The sequence below is a fragment of the Mesorhizobium sp. MC2-1-1 genome (assembly GCF_057597255.1).
The window spans coordinates 519,210-536,165 of sequence record NZ_CP195205.1 but is presented as its reverse complement, the minus strand read 5'-3'; the positions used below and the strand labels follow the sequence as shown (position 1 = coordinate 536,165).

General features: G+C 63.8%; 13 protein-coding genes. 4 read left to right on the top strand and 9 right to left on the bottom strand.

Annotation, left to right across the window (positions count from 1 at the left end; genetic code table 11):
• Window positions 1-182: 182 nt before the first annotated feature.
• The 4 genes from ACR64R_RS02485 (at window position 183) to ACR64R_RS02470 (ending at window position 2,685) form a co-directional block, all read left to right on the top strand.
• On the top strand, window positions 183-662 hold the full coding sequence (locus ACR64R_RS02485) for a pyridoxamine 5'-phosphate oxidase family protein (protein WP_487360117.1): 480 nt from the start codon (window positions 183-185) through the stop codon (window positions 660-662).
• Window positions 659-1,720, top strand: a complete 1,062-nt coding sequence (locus ACR64R_RS02480) for a GAF domain-containing protein (protein ID WP_487360116.1) — start codon at window positions 659-661, stop codon at window positions 1,718-1,720. Before ACR64R_RS02485 ends, ACR64R_RS02480 begins: the two co-directional genes overlap by 4 nt.
• 13 nt (window positions 1,721-1,733) lie before the next feature.
• Window positions 1,734-1,997, top strand: a complete 264-nt coding sequence (locus ACR64R_RS02475; RefSeq protein WP_487360115.1) for a hypothetical protein — start codon at window positions 1,734-1,736, stop codon at window positions 1,995-1,997.
• A gap of 193 nt (window positions 1,998-2,190) precedes the next feature.
• Complete coding sequence (locus ACR64R_RS02470; protein ID WP_487360114.1) at window positions 2,191-2,685, top strand: hypothetical protein; 495 nt, start codon at window positions 2,191-2,193, stop codon at window positions 2,683-2,685.
• A gap of 27 nt (window positions 2,686-2,712) precedes the next feature.
• Here ACR64R_RS02470 and ACR64R_RS02465 read toward each other — a convergent pair whose 3' ends face one another.
• The 9 genes from ACR64R_RS02465 to glgC all read right to left on the bottom strand — a co-directional run bounded on the left by ACR64R_RS02465 (window position 2,713) and on the right by glgC (window position 16,932).
• Window positions 2,713-4,329, bottom strand: coding sequence for an ABC transporter ATP-binding protein (locus tag ACR64R_RS02465; protein ID WP_487360113.1), 1,617 nt, complete (start codon window positions 4,327-4,329; stop codon window positions 2,713-2,715).
• 15 nt (window positions 4,330-4,344) lie between these two features.
• A complete protein-coding gene (locus tag ACR64R_RS02460) occupies window positions 4,345-5,472 on the bottom strand; it encodes an ABC transporter permease (RefSeq protein ID WP_487360112.1) in 1,128 nt (375 codons plus the stop codon).
• Window positions 5,465-6,388 (bottom strand): ABC transporter permease subunit, encoded by a 924-nt coding sequence (locus tag ACR64R_RS02455; RefSeq protein ID WP_487360111.1) that lies wholly within the window; start codon window positions 6,386-6,388, stop codon window positions 5,465-5,467. The genes ACR64R_RS02460 and ACR64R_RS02455 overlap by 8 nt, the downstream gene beginning before the upstream one ends.
• A gap of 172 nt (window positions 6,389-6,560) precedes the next feature.
• Complete coding sequence (locus ACR64R_RS02450) at window positions 6,561-8,153, bottom strand: peptide ABC transporter substrate-binding protein (protein WP_487360110.1); 1,593 nt, start codon at window positions 8,151-8,153, stop codon at window positions 6,561-6,563.
• 450 nt (window positions 8,154-8,603) lie between these two features.
• Window positions 8,604-10,259: a beta-galactosidase BglA gene (gene bglA / locus ACR64R_RS02445; RefSeq protein WP_487360109.1), complete on the bottom strand. Its 1,656-nt coding sequence runs from the start codon at window positions 10,257-10,259 to the stop codon at window positions 8,604-8,606.
• Window positions 10,259-12,256 (bottom strand): glycogen debranching protein GlgX, encoded by a 1,998-nt coding sequence (glgX, locus tag ACR64R_RS02440; RefSeq protein ID WP_487360108.1) that lies wholly within the window; start codon window positions 12,254-12,256, stop codon window positions 10,259-10,261. The genes bglA and glgX overlap by 1 nt, the downstream gene beginning before the upstream one ends.
• A 211-nt stretch (window positions 12,257-12,467) precedes the next feature.
• Window positions 12,468-14,096: an alpha-D-glucose phosphate-specific phosphoglucomutase gene (locus ACR64R_RS02435; RefSeq protein ID WP_487360107.1), complete on the bottom strand. Its 1,629-nt coding sequence runs from the start codon at window positions 14,094-14,096 to the stop codon at window positions 12,468-12,470.
• A gap of 3 nt (window positions 14,097-14,099) precedes the next feature.
• Entirely contained in the window at window positions 14,100-15,545 is a 1,446-nt protein-coding gene (gene glgA, locus ACR64R_RS02430) for a glycogen synthase GlgA (RefSeq protein WP_487360106.1), read from the bottom strand.
• 121 nt (window positions 15,546-15,666) lie between these two features.
• A complete protein-coding gene (glgC, locus tag ACR64R_RS02425) occupies window positions 15,667-16,932 on the bottom strand; it encodes a glucose-1-phosphate adenylyltransferase (RefSeq protein ID WP_487360105.1) in 1,266 nt (421 codons plus the stop codon).
• Window positions 16,933-16,956: the final 24 nt, after the last annotated feature.

Genomic DNA, 16,956 nt, shown 5'->3' with positions numbered 1-16,956 from the left:
CGTGCCTCCACCGGACCAGATAAGGGCGTTGCTTGTTCTCCAGACCGTCCAGCCGTTGCGGCGCCTCCTTAGCGCCTCAGGAAAGCGGGCGTTCCTAAATGAATGTGCAAGGCGGGCCGGATATCCTAAATGTTTGCTAAACAGACTTGGGACAGGCGATAGGGACGGGAGGGGCGACAGGGGTGGCGGTGCGGCTCGACGACAAGCTTCTCGAATTCCTCAGGCGACCGCTGATGTGCATCATCGCCGCGGCTGACGCGGCCGGGCGACCATCCGCGGGGCGCGGCGTCGGCTTCCATCTCATGGAAGACCGCGGGACGATCGAGGTGATCTTTTCCGCCTGGCAATGGCCGCGGCTCGAACCCTGCATCCGGCAGACAGGGCGGATCGCCGCTACCTTCGTCAGCCCTTCGGACTATGTCAGCTTCCAGATCAAGGGGGCCGCCACCATGCGGGACACGCAGGCGCCAGATCTCGATCGCGCCGACCGTTTCATGACGGCGGCCACGAACGAACTAGAGTCTCTCGGCGTGCCCCGGCGGCTTATCGCGCCATGGCTGACCGCCCGTGAGGCGCGCGTCGCCCAGCTCGAAGTCAGCGAAACCTATATCCAGACACCCGGCCCACTCGCCGGCATGCTGGCGGGCGCGAGGACGTTATGAGCCTGCGTCTTTCCGACCTTTCCGCCTGTTTCGAGGGCGTCATTCCCTCCATCATAGCCACCGCGTCGGCCGATGGCATGCCGAACGTCTCCTACCTCTCCCATGTGGCGCGGGTCGATGAAGAGCATGTCGCGCTCTCCAACCAGTTCTTCGCCAAGACGGCGGCCAATGTGCGCGCCAATCCCAAGGTCACGCTGATCCTCGTCGACGGCATCACGGGTGACCAGTTCCTGCTCGACATCGGCTTCGTGCGGTCGGTCGATGTCGGCCCGCTTTTCGACAGGATCGCGCTGCAGTTGAAGGCGAGCAGCGCGCAGATCGGCATGTCGGAGATCATGCGGCTCCGGAGCGCCGATATCTTCCGCGTGCATGGGATTGAAAAAGTCCCCTCTCCCGTGGAAACCGCGCTGGCCACGGCCAGCCGCGCGCCCGTCAACCTTCCCGCCCTTTCGGAGGCGGTCAAGGTCATCGAGCGGCAGGCGGAGGCGGACGAGATCATCGACAGCCTACTCAGCGGCGTCCGGCGCGTGCTCGGCTATGGCAACGCGCTCGTTCTCATCCGCGACAGCCACCGCGGCTGCCTGATCACTACCGGCAGCATCGGCTACGAGCGCTCGGGCCTGGGATCGGAGATAGCGGGCAACGAGGGGCTGATCGGCGCCGCCGCGACGAGCGGTCAAACGATCAAGGTCAACGACATGAGCCGTGTGCGCCGGTTCGGCGAAGCGATCGGCCTGGAGACTGAGGCAGCGGAAAATACCTCGCGCAGCGTCTCCTTCCCGCAGTTGCGCACGGCAATGAGCCAGATCGCCGTTCCGTTGGCTGCGGGCGGCACGGTGACCGGAGTGCTGTTCATCGAGAGCGAGGAACGGCTGGCCTTCCGCGAGGACGACGAGGCGGTCCTGGAAATCCTGGCTGGTCAGGCTGCCAGTGCCCTGCGGGCAAGCGAGCGGGAGGCAGCGGCGGCCGAACCGAGGCAGGCGACCCCGGAACCTGCCGCCACCGGTCGGGAGAATCCGCGTCGCCCATCATCGCTTCGACGACAGCGTATTCGTTGACGGCACATATATCGTGAAGGGCGTTGCCGGAACGCTGCTGCGCCTTATGCTCGAATGGCACCTGAGCGAGGGCCGAAGCGAGTTTACAAACCGGGAAATGCGGCTCGCGGTCGGCGCCCGCATGCCGGAGATAAAGGACAACCTCGAGACCCGGCTGCTTCTCCTACGCCGCCGACTCGAGGAAAAACAGGCTCCGATCAAGATCGTTCGGATCGGCCGGGGCCGCGTTCGCCTGGAGACGGAAGGACCGCTCATACTCAACGCCGGGCGGGAATGAGCTGCGACCGGCCAGGAACGGCGGCGCGCCTTGCTGACCGGCCTTCTTGCTCTTTAAGGCCAGCAAGCTTTGCCTGGCATATTGCGCGATGGCGGCTTCAAGTGTGTGCCGCGGCGCGTATCGTTCGGGCGATGGGGCTACAGGTCAAGTCGTCCGGGTGGCCGACAACGGGCCATCGACTACCTGGACCAGGATGACGCTTCGTCGAACCCTCATCCTGATCCAGCTCTTGTTGGAGCTTTATCTTTTCCGAAAACCGGTTCCCACTTTTCGGTATCATGCTCTAATGATTACGCTTCCGTATCTTGAGAGGTGGCGGACCATTGAAACGGCAAGACCGGGTGAGACCATGACATTCGCGCCGAGGACCCTTTTGCCGTCTGTCTTGATCGGTGTCTTTCTTGCAGGCGCGGGCTGCTCGACCACCGCATCGGTGAGTCCGGCGAAATACGAGAAGATGAACTGCCCCGAGCTCAACAATGAAGTCGGCGATACCGCCACCGAGATTTCGCGCACCGCAATCGCCCGCGGCAAGGTCGCCAACACCAGCGTGCCGAACTGGCTGCTCGGCGGCGAGCGCGTGAAGACCGTGGTTGCCAATCGCGAAACGGCGAAGATCGAACGGCTGCAGCAGCAACAGCAGTCGATCATCGCGACCAGAAATCAACGGTGCCCCTCCGCGCAATAAGCCGGCGCCAGCCAGGCCCGCCCGGCTTCAAGCGCTGACGCGGAACCGTGTCGAATCGATCGCCGCGTTCATCAGCGTGCGCGTGTAGGCCTCGCGCGGATTGTCGAATATCTCTTGGGTCGGGCCCTCCTCGACGATCTTTCCCTGCTTCATGACGATGATGTAGTCGGCCATGGCGCGCACCACGGCGAGGTCGTGGCTGATGAAGAGATAGGACAGTTCGTGGTCGGCCTGCAGCTTGCGCAAAAGTTCCACGATCTGCTTCTGCACGGACCTGTCGAGCGCCGAGGTCGGCTCGTCCAGCACCACCACTTTCGGCTTCAGGATCATGGCCCGGGCAATGGCGATGCGCTGGCGCTGGCCGCCAGAGAATTCGTGCGGGTAGCGGTTGCGCGCGTTGGGGTCGAGGCCAACCTCGCGCAACGCCTCGACGGCACGCTGGTCGCGCTGCTTGCCCGTGAGCGACGGCTCGTGCACCAAAAGGCCCTCGGTGATCACCTGGCCGACGGTCATGCGCGGCGACAGCGAACCGAAAGGATCCTGGAAAACGAGTTGCAACTCGCGCCTGAGCGGCCGCATCGCCTGACGGTCGGCTGCGGAAATGTCGCGGTCGCCGAAGCGGATGACGCCATCGCTGGGCAGAAGCCTGAGCAGCGCGCGACCTAACGTCGATTTGCCGGACCCGGACTCGCCGACGATGCCAATCGTCTGGTTGCGCTTCAGCCGGATCGAGATCCTGTCCACCGCGCGCAGCATCAGCGGCTCGCCGCCGAGAAAGCCGCCGCCGATCCTGAAGACGACCTCGACGTTGCGGCCTTCGAGCAGCACCGGTGAATTGGCGGGCGGCGGCGCCTTTGTGCCCGTAGGTTCGGCCGCAAGCAGCATCTTGGTGTAGGCGTGCCGCGGGTTGGCGAAAAGCGCTTCCGCCTCACCCTCCTCCACCACCTCGCCCTGGCGCATGACGTAGACGCGATCGGCGAAGCGGCGCACGATGCCGAGATCGTGGGTGATGAAGACGATGGCCATGCCGAGCTTGCGCTGCAATTCGGCCAGCAGCATCAGGATCTGCGCCTGGATGGTGACGTCGAGTGCCGTCGTCGGCTCGTCGGCGATCAGGATGTCGGGATCGTTGGCCAGAGCCATGGCGATCATGACGCGCTGACGCTGGCCGCCCGACATCTCGTGCGGATAGGATTTCATGCGCCTTTCGGGATCGGGGATATGCACCAGCCTCAACAGTTTCAGCGCTTCCTCGCGCGCGGCTTTGGCGTTCAGACCGCGGTGCCGGCGGATCGGCTCCATCAGCTGGTTGCCGATGGTGTAGAGTGGATCGAGCGAGGTCATCGGCTCCTGGAAGATCATGCTGATCTTGCGGCCACGCACCTTGTTGAGGTCGCTCTTCGACATGGCCAGAAGGTTCCGGCCGCGATAGTCGACTTCGCCGCTCGCCTCGCCATTGGACGACAAAAGGTTCATCGCCGCCATCATCGTCTGGCTCTTGCCGGACCCGGATTCGCCGACGACGGCAACCGTCTCGCCGGCACTGACCTTGATGTTGATGCCTTTGACCGCCTCGACGGTGCCGTCGAGGGTCTGGAAACGGACACGGAGGTCCTTGACGCTGAGGATCGTTTCGGAAGCCATTTCGGCGATCTCCCTCTATCGATCTTTTGGGTCTAGCGCATCGCGCAGGCCGTCGCCGACGAAGTTCAGCGCAAACAGCGTCGACACGAGGAAGAAGGCCGGGAACAGAAGCAACCAGTTGGCGTAGCCGATGTTCTTGGCGCCGACCGAGATCAGCACGCCCCAGCTCGTCATCGGCTCCTGCACGCCGAGGCCGAGGAAGGAGAGGAAGCTCTCCAGGATGATGACCTGCGGCACCAGCAGCGTCATGTAGATGACGACCGGGCCGAGCAGATTGGGAATGACGTGGCGCAACAGGATGCCGCGCTGGCCGACGCCCATGGCTTCCGCCGCCTGGACATATTCCTGCCTGCGGATCGACAGCGCCTGGCCGCGGACGATGCGCGCCATGTCGAGCCACAGAACTGCGCCGACGGCCAGGAACATCAGCACGAAGTTGCGGCCGAAGAACACGACCAGCATGATGACGAAGAATATGAAGGGCAGAGAATAGAGCACATCGACGATCCGCATCATCACCTCATCGACCCTGCCGCCGGCAAAGCCCGCCGTTGCGCCGTAGACGACGCCGATGACGCCGGCGACGACGCCGGCGAGCAGGCCGATGGCCAAGGATATGCGCCCGGCCATCAGCGTGCGCGAGAGCAGGTCGCGGCCGGTGTTGTCGGTGCCGAAAAAGAAATACTGCTGTTTCACGGCCGAGCTCATCGTCACTTCGAGGCCGTCGGGCGACTTGTTCTCGATCCTGGTGTGGTCGAAGGCGTCGGAGCGGTCGAGATAGCGGATGTTGCGGTCGTCGATCGGCTTGGTCGAGGTGACGGTGACGACGACGCGATTGCCGTCCTGGTGCCATTCCTTGATGTCGGCGCGCATGCGCTTTATGGCGTCGCCCAGCGCGCCCTGGATCATGTCGGGTTTCGGATAGGCCGAAAGGCTCGGCGGCATGCGCACATAGTCGCCGTAGATGGTGGTGTATTCATGCGGCACGACCCATGGGCCGAACACACTGATGACGGCGACAAGGGCCAGGTAATAGAGGCTGAACATGGCGGCGCGGTTGCGCTTCAGCCGCGCCCAGGCATTTCCCCAGGCCGAGCGGCCGACGATGGCGGGGGGAGCGACGGCGGCAGCGATCTCAGTCATAGCGCACCCTCGGGTCGACGACCGCGTAGAGCAGGTCGACGATCAGGTTGAAGACGATGGTGAAGAGTGCGATCACCACCACGGTTCCCATGACCAGCGTGTAGTCGCGGTTGAGCGCGGCATCGACGAAGTAACGGCCGACGCCCGGGATGGAGAAGATCGTCTCGACGATGATCGAGCCGGTGAGCAGTGCCGCGGCCGCTGGGCCGGTGAAGGAGACAATCGGCAGCACGGCGCCGCGCAGCGCGTGCTTGACCACCACCGACCAGTCCGACAGGCCGAGCGCGCGGGCCGTGCGGATATGATGCGAGCGCAGGCTCTCGATCATCGAGCCGCGCATCAGGCGCGCGACGATGGCGATCTGCGGCAAGGCCAGTGTCAGCACGGGGCCGACCTTGTTGATGAGGGCGCCGTCGCCCCAGCCGCCGATCGGTAGGAGCTTCCAGGACAGGCCGAGGACGAGCTGGATAACCGGCGCGATGACGAAGGTCGGGATGGTGCTGCCGGCGGTGGCCAAGGCAATCACCGAATAATCGGCCAGCCTGTTCTGGTTGAGCGCGGCGATGGTGCCGAGGAAGGAGCCCAGCAGCAGCGCCAGCACCAGCGCCGAGGCGCCGATCTGGATCGAGATCGGCAGACCCTTGGCGAAGAGTTCGGTGACGGTGAAGTCCGGCAGATTGTAGCTCGGGCCGAAATTGCCGCGCATGAGATTGCCGAGATAATGCAGATACTGCAGCCAGAGCGGATCGTTGAGGCCGAACTGGGCTTCGAGATTGGCCTTGATCTCGGGGCTCAAGCCCCTCTCCTGGTTGAACGGGCCGCCAGGCGCGACGCGGATCAGGAAGAACGCCACCGTCACGATGACGAAAAGCGTGGGAATGGCGGTCAACAACCGCCGGAAGACATAACGCAGCATCGGCGCTCCGCTTCAGCCAAGGCGACGGCTCTCCAGACGAGACCGTGGCACCGGCATCTCTGATCTTCGCACCGGGTAGCCTGAAAATCCAACCCGACTTTCGGCCCGGCACGACGACAGACCGCCACCGCCGCCCGGAAGAAGGGGCGGCGGCGCGGCCAAGGGTTGATCGTCAGTCCTTGGAGATGAAGCGGGACGGATGAATGTCCATGACATTGTCGGTGAAGCCATGCAGCTTCGAGGAGACGATGTCGTGGTAGCTGTAATAGAGCAGCGGGATCTGGCCGACGTCGTCGATGAGGATGCGCTCGGCATCCGCCAGCTCTTTCATCCGCTCCTCGGGCTTGCCGCCGGCAGCAGCGGCCTTGTCCATGGCAGCCTCGTAGGCCGGGCTGTCGTAGTTCGAGTAGTTGTTGCCGCTTGCCTTGCGCGAGATGCCGAGGAAGGTCTCCGGATCCTTGTAGTCGGCGATCCAGGCGGCGCGGGCGACGTCGTAATTGCCCTTCTGCTCGAGGAAGCCGTAGTGGGTCTTGGTGTCGGTGTTGAGAAGCGTCACCTCGACACCGAGCGGCTTCAGCTGTTCCTGGATCGCAACCGCCGTATTCTTGTGGTTCTCCGAGGTGTTGTAGCGGATCTCCATCTTCAGCGGATGCTCTGGCGTATAGCCGAGCTTCTCCAGGATTTTCTTGGCCTCGTCCTCACGGTCGATCTGGGACATGTCGGCGTATTTGGCCATCGCGGGCGTGTAGCCCTCTATGCCTGGAGGCACCATCGAATAGCCGGGCAGCATGGAGTTCTGCCACACCTTCTCGGCCAGGAAGTCGCGGTCGATCGCCATCGAAATGGCGTTGCGCAGCTCGACATTGTTCCACGGCTCTTTGTCTGTCTTGATGGCGTAGTAGTAAGTACCGAGATACGGGCCGACCTTGATCTGGTCGCCGAACTTGGTCTTGAGATCGGCCAGCTGCTCGGTCGGCAGATCGTCATAGCTGTCGAGCTCGCCGGCCTCGAAACGCTTCATGGCCGAGGAACGGTCCTCGGTCGGGATATAGTTGACGGTGTCGATCTTGACGCTGGCGGCATCCCAGAATTTCGGGTTCTTGACCAGCTTGAGATGGTCGTTGGGCACCCATTCGGCGAGCGTATAGGCGCCGTTGGAGACGAGCTTGCCCGGCTTGATCCAGTCGGCGCCGAGCTTGTCCATGGAAGCCTTGTTGACCGGATAGGTTGCCTGGTGGGTCAACATTTCCAGGAAGTATGGCGTCGGCGCCTTGAGGGTGACTTCCAGCGTAGTGGCGTCGATCGCCTTCACGCCCATGTCCTCGGCCTTGCCCTTCTTGGTGTTGAAATCCTCCGCCCCCTTCACGGGATAGAGCATCGAGGCGTATTCCGCGCCGGTTGCCGGGTCTTCCAGACGGTGGAACGCAAAGACGAAGTCCTCAGCGGTGACCGGCGTGCCGTCGGACCACACTCCGTCCTTGCGCAGCTTGAAGGTGTAGACGGTGCCATCGTCCGAGACGGTCCAGCTTTCGGCGGCGCCCGGGATCAGATTGGCCTTCTCGTCCTGCATGACCAAGCCCTGGAAAAGGTCGCGCAGGATGTTGGCTTCGTAGACAGTCGAAGTCTTGTGCGGATCGACCGATTCCGGCTCGGCGGCGCTGCCGCGGTTGTAGACCACCTCGGCAAAAGCTTGCGTGTAAAAAGAGCCCGTGGCCAGAGCCATGGTGGTGGCGAATACCGTCGCCTTCAGCATGTTCTTCAGCATTAAGTTCTCCCTATCGGCGCGACCCCTCAGCCGCGCCTTCTTAAGTGTTGGCGCCCGGAGCCGTTGAAACAGCCCCTCTCAGGCGTGCCGCCGGTCCCTTCCGGAGGCTGGTGGCAGGAGACTAGACAGAGCCAAATCTTATTTCAACCATCGCCTGCTTGACGCAAAGTGAGCCGTCATCACATTAAAACAGCGAATACTAATGCTCTAAAGCGTATCTCAACTTGGCACACCTGCCGGATGCTCGGCGCGTTTTCTGTTTCTGCAGGCGGGGTCCTGGAATCTCCGCGTCATGCTGAAAACCGAAAATTCCGTGTCCGTTGGTCTTGTTTCCGGGCAGATGCGCAGGCACCGCGATCGAAATCGCCATGCTTGCGCCGATATTCATCCTGTTGCTGTTCGGCACGGTTGCATAACGAATCTATTCCGACGCCAGCCAGTAGACCGCCGTCAGCCAATCCTTGCGATGAAACTGCCCAAAGGCGGCAGCACCAGCGCGGCCTCTTCGAGAACACCGCCAAGAACGCCGGCGACATCGACGGAAAGAGCCGCGATCTCGATATGACGGACCTCCGGCGGCAACGCCCAGTACGCCGGCTCCCGGGCGAAGTTGAAGACGCACAGCAATTCTTCATCTGCACCCAGGCGGATGAAAGCCAGGACGTCGCCCTCGGCCCCGAGAAAACGGATCGAGCCGGCGTTCAGCGCCTGATGGCGCTTGCGCAGGGCAAGGATCGAACGATAGGCCGCGAGCACGGAACCGCCCTCGCCATCCTGAATGTCGACCGCGCGCGCGCGATGCGCCTGCGGCACCGGAAGCCAGGGCTTGGCCGTAGAGAAGCCGGCATTCTCGCCGTCCGCCTGCCAAACCATCGGCGTTCGGCAGCCGTCCCTGCCCTTCACGCCCGGCCAGAAGCGGATACCGACCGGATCGCGCAGATCCTCATAGGCGAGTTCGGCTTCCTCCAGTCCCAATTCCTCGCCCTGATAGAGGCAGATCGAGCCGCGCAGGCAGGCGAGCAGCGCGATCGAGAACTTGGCCATCGCGTCCGGGCTCTCGCCGGGCCGCATCCAGCGGCTGATGTGGCGCACGACGTCATGGTTGGAGAAGGCCCAGCAGACCCAGCCGTCGGGGGCGGTCGTCTCGAACGCCTCGACGCAGCCTCGCACATGGGCGGCGGAAAATTGCGGGCCAAGCAGGTCGAAAGTGTAGCACATCTGCAATTTGTCGCCGTCGGACACATAGGCGGAGAGCGTCTGCAGCGAACGCTCCTCGTCGCCCACCTCGCCGACCGAGGCGCGGTCGGGATATTCGTCGAGCAGCGCGCGGAAGCGTTTCAGGAAGTCGAGGTTCTCGGGACGAGTCTTGTCGAAAAGATGCTCCTGGAAGCCATAGGTGCTGGTCGACCCATTGGTGCCGGCGACGCTTGACGCCAAGGGCGGGTTGTCGCGCAGCCAGCGGTCATGGAAATAGTAGTTGACGGTATCGAGCCGGAAGCCGTCGACGCCACGCTCCAGCCAGAAGCGCACCGTGTCCAGAAGCGCGTCCTGGACCTCCGGATTGTGGAAGTTCAAATCGGGCTGAGCGGCGAGGAAATTGTGCATGTAATATTGCCGGCGGGTGGCGTCCCACTCCCAGGACGGGCCTCCGAAGACGGACAGCCAGTTGTTTGGGGCGTTGCCGTCCGGCTTGGCGTCGGCCCAGACATACCAGTCGGCCTTGGCATTATCTCGGCTGGCGCGGCTTTCGACGAACCATTCATGCTTGTCGGAGGAATGCGAGATCACCTGGTCGATGATGAGCTTCAGTCCGAGCCGATGCGCCTCGGCGACCAGCGCGTCGAAATCCTCCAGCGTGCCGAACATCGGATCGACGTCGCGATAGTTGGACACGTCATAGCCCATGTCGGCCATAGGCGACTTGAAGAAGGGCGAAAGCCAGACCGCGTCGACGCCGAGCGAAGCGACATGAGCGAGGCGCGACTTGATGCCCTTGAGATCGCCGCTGCCATTGCCCGTCGTGTCCTGGAATGAGCGCGGATAGACCTGATAGATGACGCAACCACGCCACCATTCGGCTTTTCGTCCGGGATTGTCGCCAGCCATCACGGACCTTTCCTCGCACTGACCTTTTTCGCCCGACGCTCGATCATGAAATTGACGCTGCGGCCAGCCACCGGCCGCGCCAGATCGACCGGCTGCGTCTCGATTGCCGGGCGCCATTCAAATCCATCCCGCGCCGGCAAGGTGAAGACACATTGGCGACGATCGCCGTTGATGATGACGGCAAGGCGGCCGCCCCCAGCATCGCCGAGCAGCATGACGAGGCGATGCCGGCCGGGATCGTTCCAGTCGGGTTCGCCGAGCGGCGCACCGGTTTCGGTCAGCCAGGCCACGTCGGGAATGTCCGCTCCGTCGGCGGGCTCGCCGGTCAGGAAGCGTGGATACGCCAGCGCCGGAAAGGCGCGGCGCAATGCGGCAAGCGAGGATGTGTATTGCTCGAGCGCCTGGTCGCGGCCGGCCCAGTCGAGCCAGGTGACGGCGTTGTCCTGCGCGTAGGCGTTGTTGTTGCCTTTCTGCGTGCGGCCGAACTCGTCGCCGGCGGTCAGCATGATGGTGCCGCGCGAGGCAAAGAGCGTGGCGAGCAGCGCGCGCTGGTCGCAGGAGCGAGCCTTGGCAATCGCGTCGTCGCCCGTTTCGCCCTCGGCGCCGTTGTTCCACGACAAATTGTCGTTATGGCCGTCGCGGTTCTGCTCGCCATTGGCCTCGTTGTGCTTGCGCTCATAGGCGACGATGTCGGCCAGCGTCATGCCGTCATGCGCGGCGATGAAATTGACGGTTCGGCTCGTCGGCTGGTCTTCCCGACCGAAGACATCGGAGGAACCGGCGAGCCGGGTGGCCAAGGTGCCGATCGCGCCGGTATCGCCGCGCCAGAAGCGCCTGATATCGTCTCGGTAGCGATCGTTCCACTCCACATAGGGCGGGCGGAAATTGCCGAGCTGGTAGCCGTTCGGACCGATGTCCCAGGGCTCGGCGATCAGCACGCGGTCGACGAGCGCGGGATCGCCCGCGATGGCCTGAAGCAACGGCGCGTCCGGATCGAAAGCGCCATCAACGCGGCCGAGCACCGGCGCTAGGTCGAAGCGGAAGCCGTCGACACCAGCGAAGCGGACGAAGTGGCGAAGCGTGTCGAGCACCATCTCGCGCACCACCGGATGGTCGCAGGCGACGGTGTTGCCGGTGCCGGTGTCGTTGACCAGCCGGCCGTCCGGTTGATGGTTATAGTAGGCTTGGGCATCGAGCCCTCGCAGGGACAGCGTCGGCCCTAGCCGGTCGCTCTCGCCGGTATGGTTGAAGACGAGGTCAAGGATGGTGCCGATGCCGGCCTTGCGCAGCGCGGCGACCGTGTCGCGCAATTCCTCGAGGCCGCCGGGCGCCAGCCGCGGGTCGAGCGCCATGAAGGTGACGGGGTTGTAGCCCCAGGCGTTGCTCAGGCCCAATGGCGACAGGTGCCGCTCGTCGATCGATGCGGTAATCGGCATCAGTTCGACCGCGGAGACACCGAGGCGCCTCAGGTGTTCGACGACAGCCGGATGGGCGAGCGCCGCGATGGTGCCCCGCTGTGTTTCGGGCACGTCCGGATGCAATCTTGTGAATGAGCGGACGTTGAGCTCGTAGATCAGGCCGCCGGGCTGGAAGAGAGGTGGCTGGGGCTGCACTGGCTTGGGCGGCGCCACCACAATCGCCTTGGGCATCAGCGGGGCCGTGTCGGCGCCTTCGTTGCTTTTGGCGGCGAGCCGCCAATGGTACTGGTAGGGCTGGTTGATCTCGACGGCGTAGGGGTCGGTGAGCAGCTTGTCGGCATCGAACCAAAGGCCTCGCTCCGGCGCATAGTCGCCGTCGGCGCGAAAGCCGTAGCGGGTGCCAACGCCAAGGCCAGGGACAAGCCGCGCATGCACGCCCTCGCCTTCCGGCGTCAGTTCCAGCCGGTCGAGTTCTCGCGCGCCGGTGTCATCGAAGAGCGACACCCAGAGCCGTCTCGCCGATGATGACCAGACGGCGAAGCGAACGCCATCTGGGGTGACAGTGGCGCCGAGGGTCATGCGCGCGCCTCCCCTTCTCCCCTTGTGGGAGAAGGTGGATCGGCGCGCAGCGCCGAGACGGATGAGGGGTGTTGGAAGGAATGAGGCCCTGAAGAATAGGATGCTGCAAGAGCCCATTTCTTCATCGTGGCGATCCGTCCAACACCCCTCGTCCGTCGCCTTCGGCGACACCTTCTCCCACAAGGGGAGAAGGGGGAGCCCAGCTCCACCCTCAAGTAATCACGCTCGGCTTATTGCGGCCGGTGTGGCTCTTGATGCCGGCGATGTCGTCGGCGGCGGCGATGAGGTCGGCGAGCGCTTCCTGCGTGTCGAGGTCGTGCCTGGCCTTGTCCGGCTCGTAGCGCTCGATATAGACGCGCAGCGTCGCGCCCGAGGTGCCGGTGCCGGAGAGGCGCAGCACGACGCGCGAGCCGCCCTCGAACAGGATCCTGATGCCCTGGTGTTCGCTCACCGAGCCGTCGACCGGGTCGTGATAGGCAAAGTCGTCGGCCTTGGCGATCTTCAGGCCTCGCACGCTGGTGCCGGGCAGCGAGCCCAGCTTGGCGCGCAATTCGTCGACCAGCGCGTTGGCGCGATCGCTCTCTACCTCTTCGTAATCGTGGCGCGAGTAATAATTGCGGCCGTAGGTCGCCCAGTGCTCGGTGACGATCTGCTTGCAGCTCTCGCCGCGCGCGGCAAGGATGTTGAGCCACAGAAGCACCGCCCACAGGCCGTCCTTCTCGCGCACATGGTTGGAACCGGTGCCGGCGCTTTCCTCGCCGCAGATGGTCGCCATTCCGGCGTCGAGCAGATTGCCGAAGAACTTCCAGCCGGTCGGCGTCTCGTAGATGCCGATGCCGAGCTTTTCGGCGACGCGGTCGGCCGCGCCGCTGGTTGGCATGGAGCGGGCAATGCCTTTCAAGCCATCCTTGTAGCCGGGCGCCAGTCTGGCATTGGCGGCAAGCATCGCCACCGAGTCCGACGGCGTGACGAAGATGCCCTTGCCGATGATCAGATTGCGGTCGCCGTCGCCGTCCGATGCCGCGCCGAAGTCCGGCGCGTCCGGGCCCATCATCTCGTCATAGAGATGCTTGGCGTGCACCAGGTTCGGGTCCGGGTGATGGCCGCCGAAATCCGGCAGCGGCTTGAAGTTGCGGCAGGTGCCGTCCGGGGCGCCGAGCCGACGTTCGAGGATCTCCTTGGCATAGGGACCGGTCACCGCGTGCATGGCGTCGAACCGCATGCGGAAACCAGACTTGAAGAGCTTCCTCAGCGCGTCGAAGTCGAACAGGCTTTCCATCAATTCGGCGTAGTCCTTGACCGGATCGAATATCTCGACGGTCATGTCGCCTGCCTTGACGGTGCCTATGGTATCGATGTCGATCGCGCCGATGTCGGCGATCTTGAAGCTCTTGATCTCCTTCGACTTTGCGAAGATCGCGTCGGTGATCTTCTCCGGTGCAGGACCGCCATTGCCGGCATTGTACTTGATGCCGAAATCCTCGTGCGGGCCGCCGGGATTGTGGCTGGCCGACAGGATGATGCCGCCGAAGGTCTTGTATTTGCGGATGATGTTGGAGGCGGCCGGCGTCGAGAGAATCCCCCCCTGACCGACCATCACCTTGCCGAAGCCGTTGCCGGCGGCAATCGCGATGGCCTTCTGGATGACCTCGCGGTTGTAGAAGCGGCCGTCGCCGCCGATCACCAGCGTCTTGCCTTCAAAACCGTCCAGCGCGTCGAAGATCGACTGGATGAAGTTCTCGGCATAGTGCTCCTGCTGGAACACCGGCACCTTCTTGCGCAGGCCCGACGTACCGGGCTTCTGGTCGGTGTAGGGTTTGGTGGGGACGGTTCTGATCATGCCTCAGGAAGCCCTTTTCGAAAGCAGCAAGCGATAGAGTTCGACGTATTTTTCGGCGCTCTTGTCCCAGGAGACATCGGCCTTCATGCCCTGGCGCTGGATCGAGGCCCAGGTCGCCGGCCGCGCATGCTGCTCGACCAGCCGCTGGATGGCGTGCAGCATCGCGCCGCCATTGTTGGGGGCGAACTGGAATCCGGTGGCGACCCCTGCCGAAAGCGCCGCCTCATTGGCGTCGATGATGGTGTCGGCCAAGCCTCCTGTCCTGGCGACGACCGGCACGCAGCCATAGCGCAGGCCATAGAGCTGGGTGAGCCCGCATGGTTCGAAGCGGGACGGAATGATGATGGCGTCGCAGCCGCCCTGCATGACGTGCGAGAGGCCTTCGTCATAGCCGACGACGACGCCGACGCGGCCGCGATGGCGGGCCGCGGCGGCAAGCAGCGTGCCTTCGAGGCCGGCGTCACCCGAGCCGAGGATGGCGAGGCGCGCGCCGGCGGCGACGATGCCGTCGACGACCGCGGCCAGAATGTCCATGCCCTTCTGCCAGGTCAGCCTGCTGACGACGCAGACGATCGGGCTGCCGTCCCCTTCCAGGCCGAAGCGCTCCTCTACCGCCTTGCGGTTCTTTGCGCGGGCTTGAAGGGTCGCCGCTGAGTATCTGGCGACCAGATGCTTGTCGGTCTCGGGATTCCAGATGTCGACATCGATGCCGTTGACGATGCCGTAGAGGTCGGTGGCGCGCATGTTGATCAGCCCATCGAGGCCCATGCCGAATTCCGGTGAGCGGATCTCCTGCGCATAAGTCGGGCTCACAGTGGTGATCGCCCAGGCGGCCTGCAGGCCGGCTTTTAGAAAGCCGACGCCGCCATAATATTCAACGCCGTCGAGCTGCATGGCCACCGCCGGCAGGCCGAGCTCCCCGAAGATGCCGGCGCCGAACTGGCCCTGGAAGGCGAGGTTGTGCACCGTGATCATCGACGGCACGCCGACGGCCTTGCCGTAGCGCATATAGGCCAGCGTCATCGCCGACTGCCAATCATGGGCATGCACGATGTCGGGCTGATAACCGGAGATAGCGCCGCCGGCTATGTCGCCGCCGGCCTGGCTCAGTGCCGCGAAGCGGCGCCAGTTGTCCGGCCAGTCGGCGCCGGAGGCGGTGCCGTAAGGGCCGCCCTGACGATCGAAGAGATGCGGCGCGTCGAGCACGAAGAAGTCGAGGTCACCGATCTTGACGGCATGGATCGAAGCCTTGCCGCCCTGCATCAGCGGATACTGGTACACGGCCTTCTTCCTGGCGAAGGCGGCCATCACGACGGGATAGCCGGGGATCAGCGTGCGCATCGCCACGCCCTTGCCCGCAAGCGCGATCGGCAAGGCGCCGGTCACGTCGGCAAGCCCGCCGGTCTTGATCAGCGGAAAGATTTCGGGCGTGACCGACAGAACCTGCATGCGCTCCACATTCCGATCTCAAGATGACAGGTCAAAGTGACAATCTGTTGATCAGTCGTAAGGCTGATCGACCCTACAGGCTGCCGGTAACCCTGGCGGGTTGACGGCTTGATCAACCTTATCAGGTCGACAGCTTGTTGATCATGTCCTGCGTGATCAGGCAGATACCCTTTTCCGACACACGGAAACGCTTGGCGTCGAGCACCGGGTCCTCGCCGACCACCAGCCCCTCCGGGATATGCACGCCGTGATCGATGACGACGCCCTTGAGGCGAGCGTTGCGGCCGACAGTGACGTCGGGCAGCATCACGACTTCCTCGAGCTTGGAATAGGAGTTGATGCGCGCGCCGGTGAAAATCAGGCTGCGGCGCAGCGAGGCGCCCGAAACGATGCAATCGCCGGAGACCAGCGACGATATGGCCTCGCCGCGGCGGCCGTCCTCGTCATGCACGAATTTTGCCGGCGGCTTCAATTCGGCGTAGGTCCAGATCGGCCAGTCGCGGTCATAGAGGTCGAGCTCCGGCGTGATGTCGGTGAGGTCGATATTGGCTTCCCAATAGGCATCCACCGTTCCGACATCGCGCCAGTAAGGCTCGGACTCATGCGAGGAGCGCACGCAGGATTTGGCGAAACGGTGGGCGATCGCCTTACCGTGCTGAACGATGTAGGGGATGATGTCCTTGCCGAAGTCGCGGCTGGAACCGGGCTCCGCCGCGTCCCGGCGCAGCTGCTCCATCAGGAACTTGGTCTGGAAGACATAGATGCCCATCGAGGCCAGGGCGAATTCCGGCTTGTCCGGAATGCCAGGCGGATCGGCCGGCTTCTCGACGAAAGCGATGATGTTATCCTTCTTGTCGACATGCATGACGCCGAAGCCGGTCGCCTCCATGCGCGGCACCTCGAGACAGCCGACGGTGACGTCCGCGCCGGCATCGACATGCTGGCGCAGCATCAGCTCGTAATCCATCTTGTAGATGTGGTCGCCGGCGAGGATCACCATGTATTCGGGCCCATAGGCCTCGATGATGTCTATATTCTGGTAGACGGCGTCGGCCGTGCCCTCATACCACTGCGTTTCCGAGACGCGCTGCGAGGCCGGCAGGATGTCGAAGCTCTCGTTTCGCTCGGGCCGCAGGAAGTTCCAGCCGCGCTGAAGGTGGCGGATCAGCGAGTGGGCCTTGTACTGGGTGGCGACGCCGAGGCGGCGGATGCCGGAATTGAGCGCGTTGGAGAGGGCAAAGTCGATGATACGCGTCTTGCCGCCGAAATAGACGGCGGGCTTGGCGCGCCGGTCGGTCAGTTCCTTGAGGCGGCTGCCGCGGCCGCCGGCCAGCACATAGGCCATGGCATCGCGTGCCAGCGGCTGGGTTCTCTTGATCTCTGCCATTTTGCTACCCTCCCAAACTAGCTG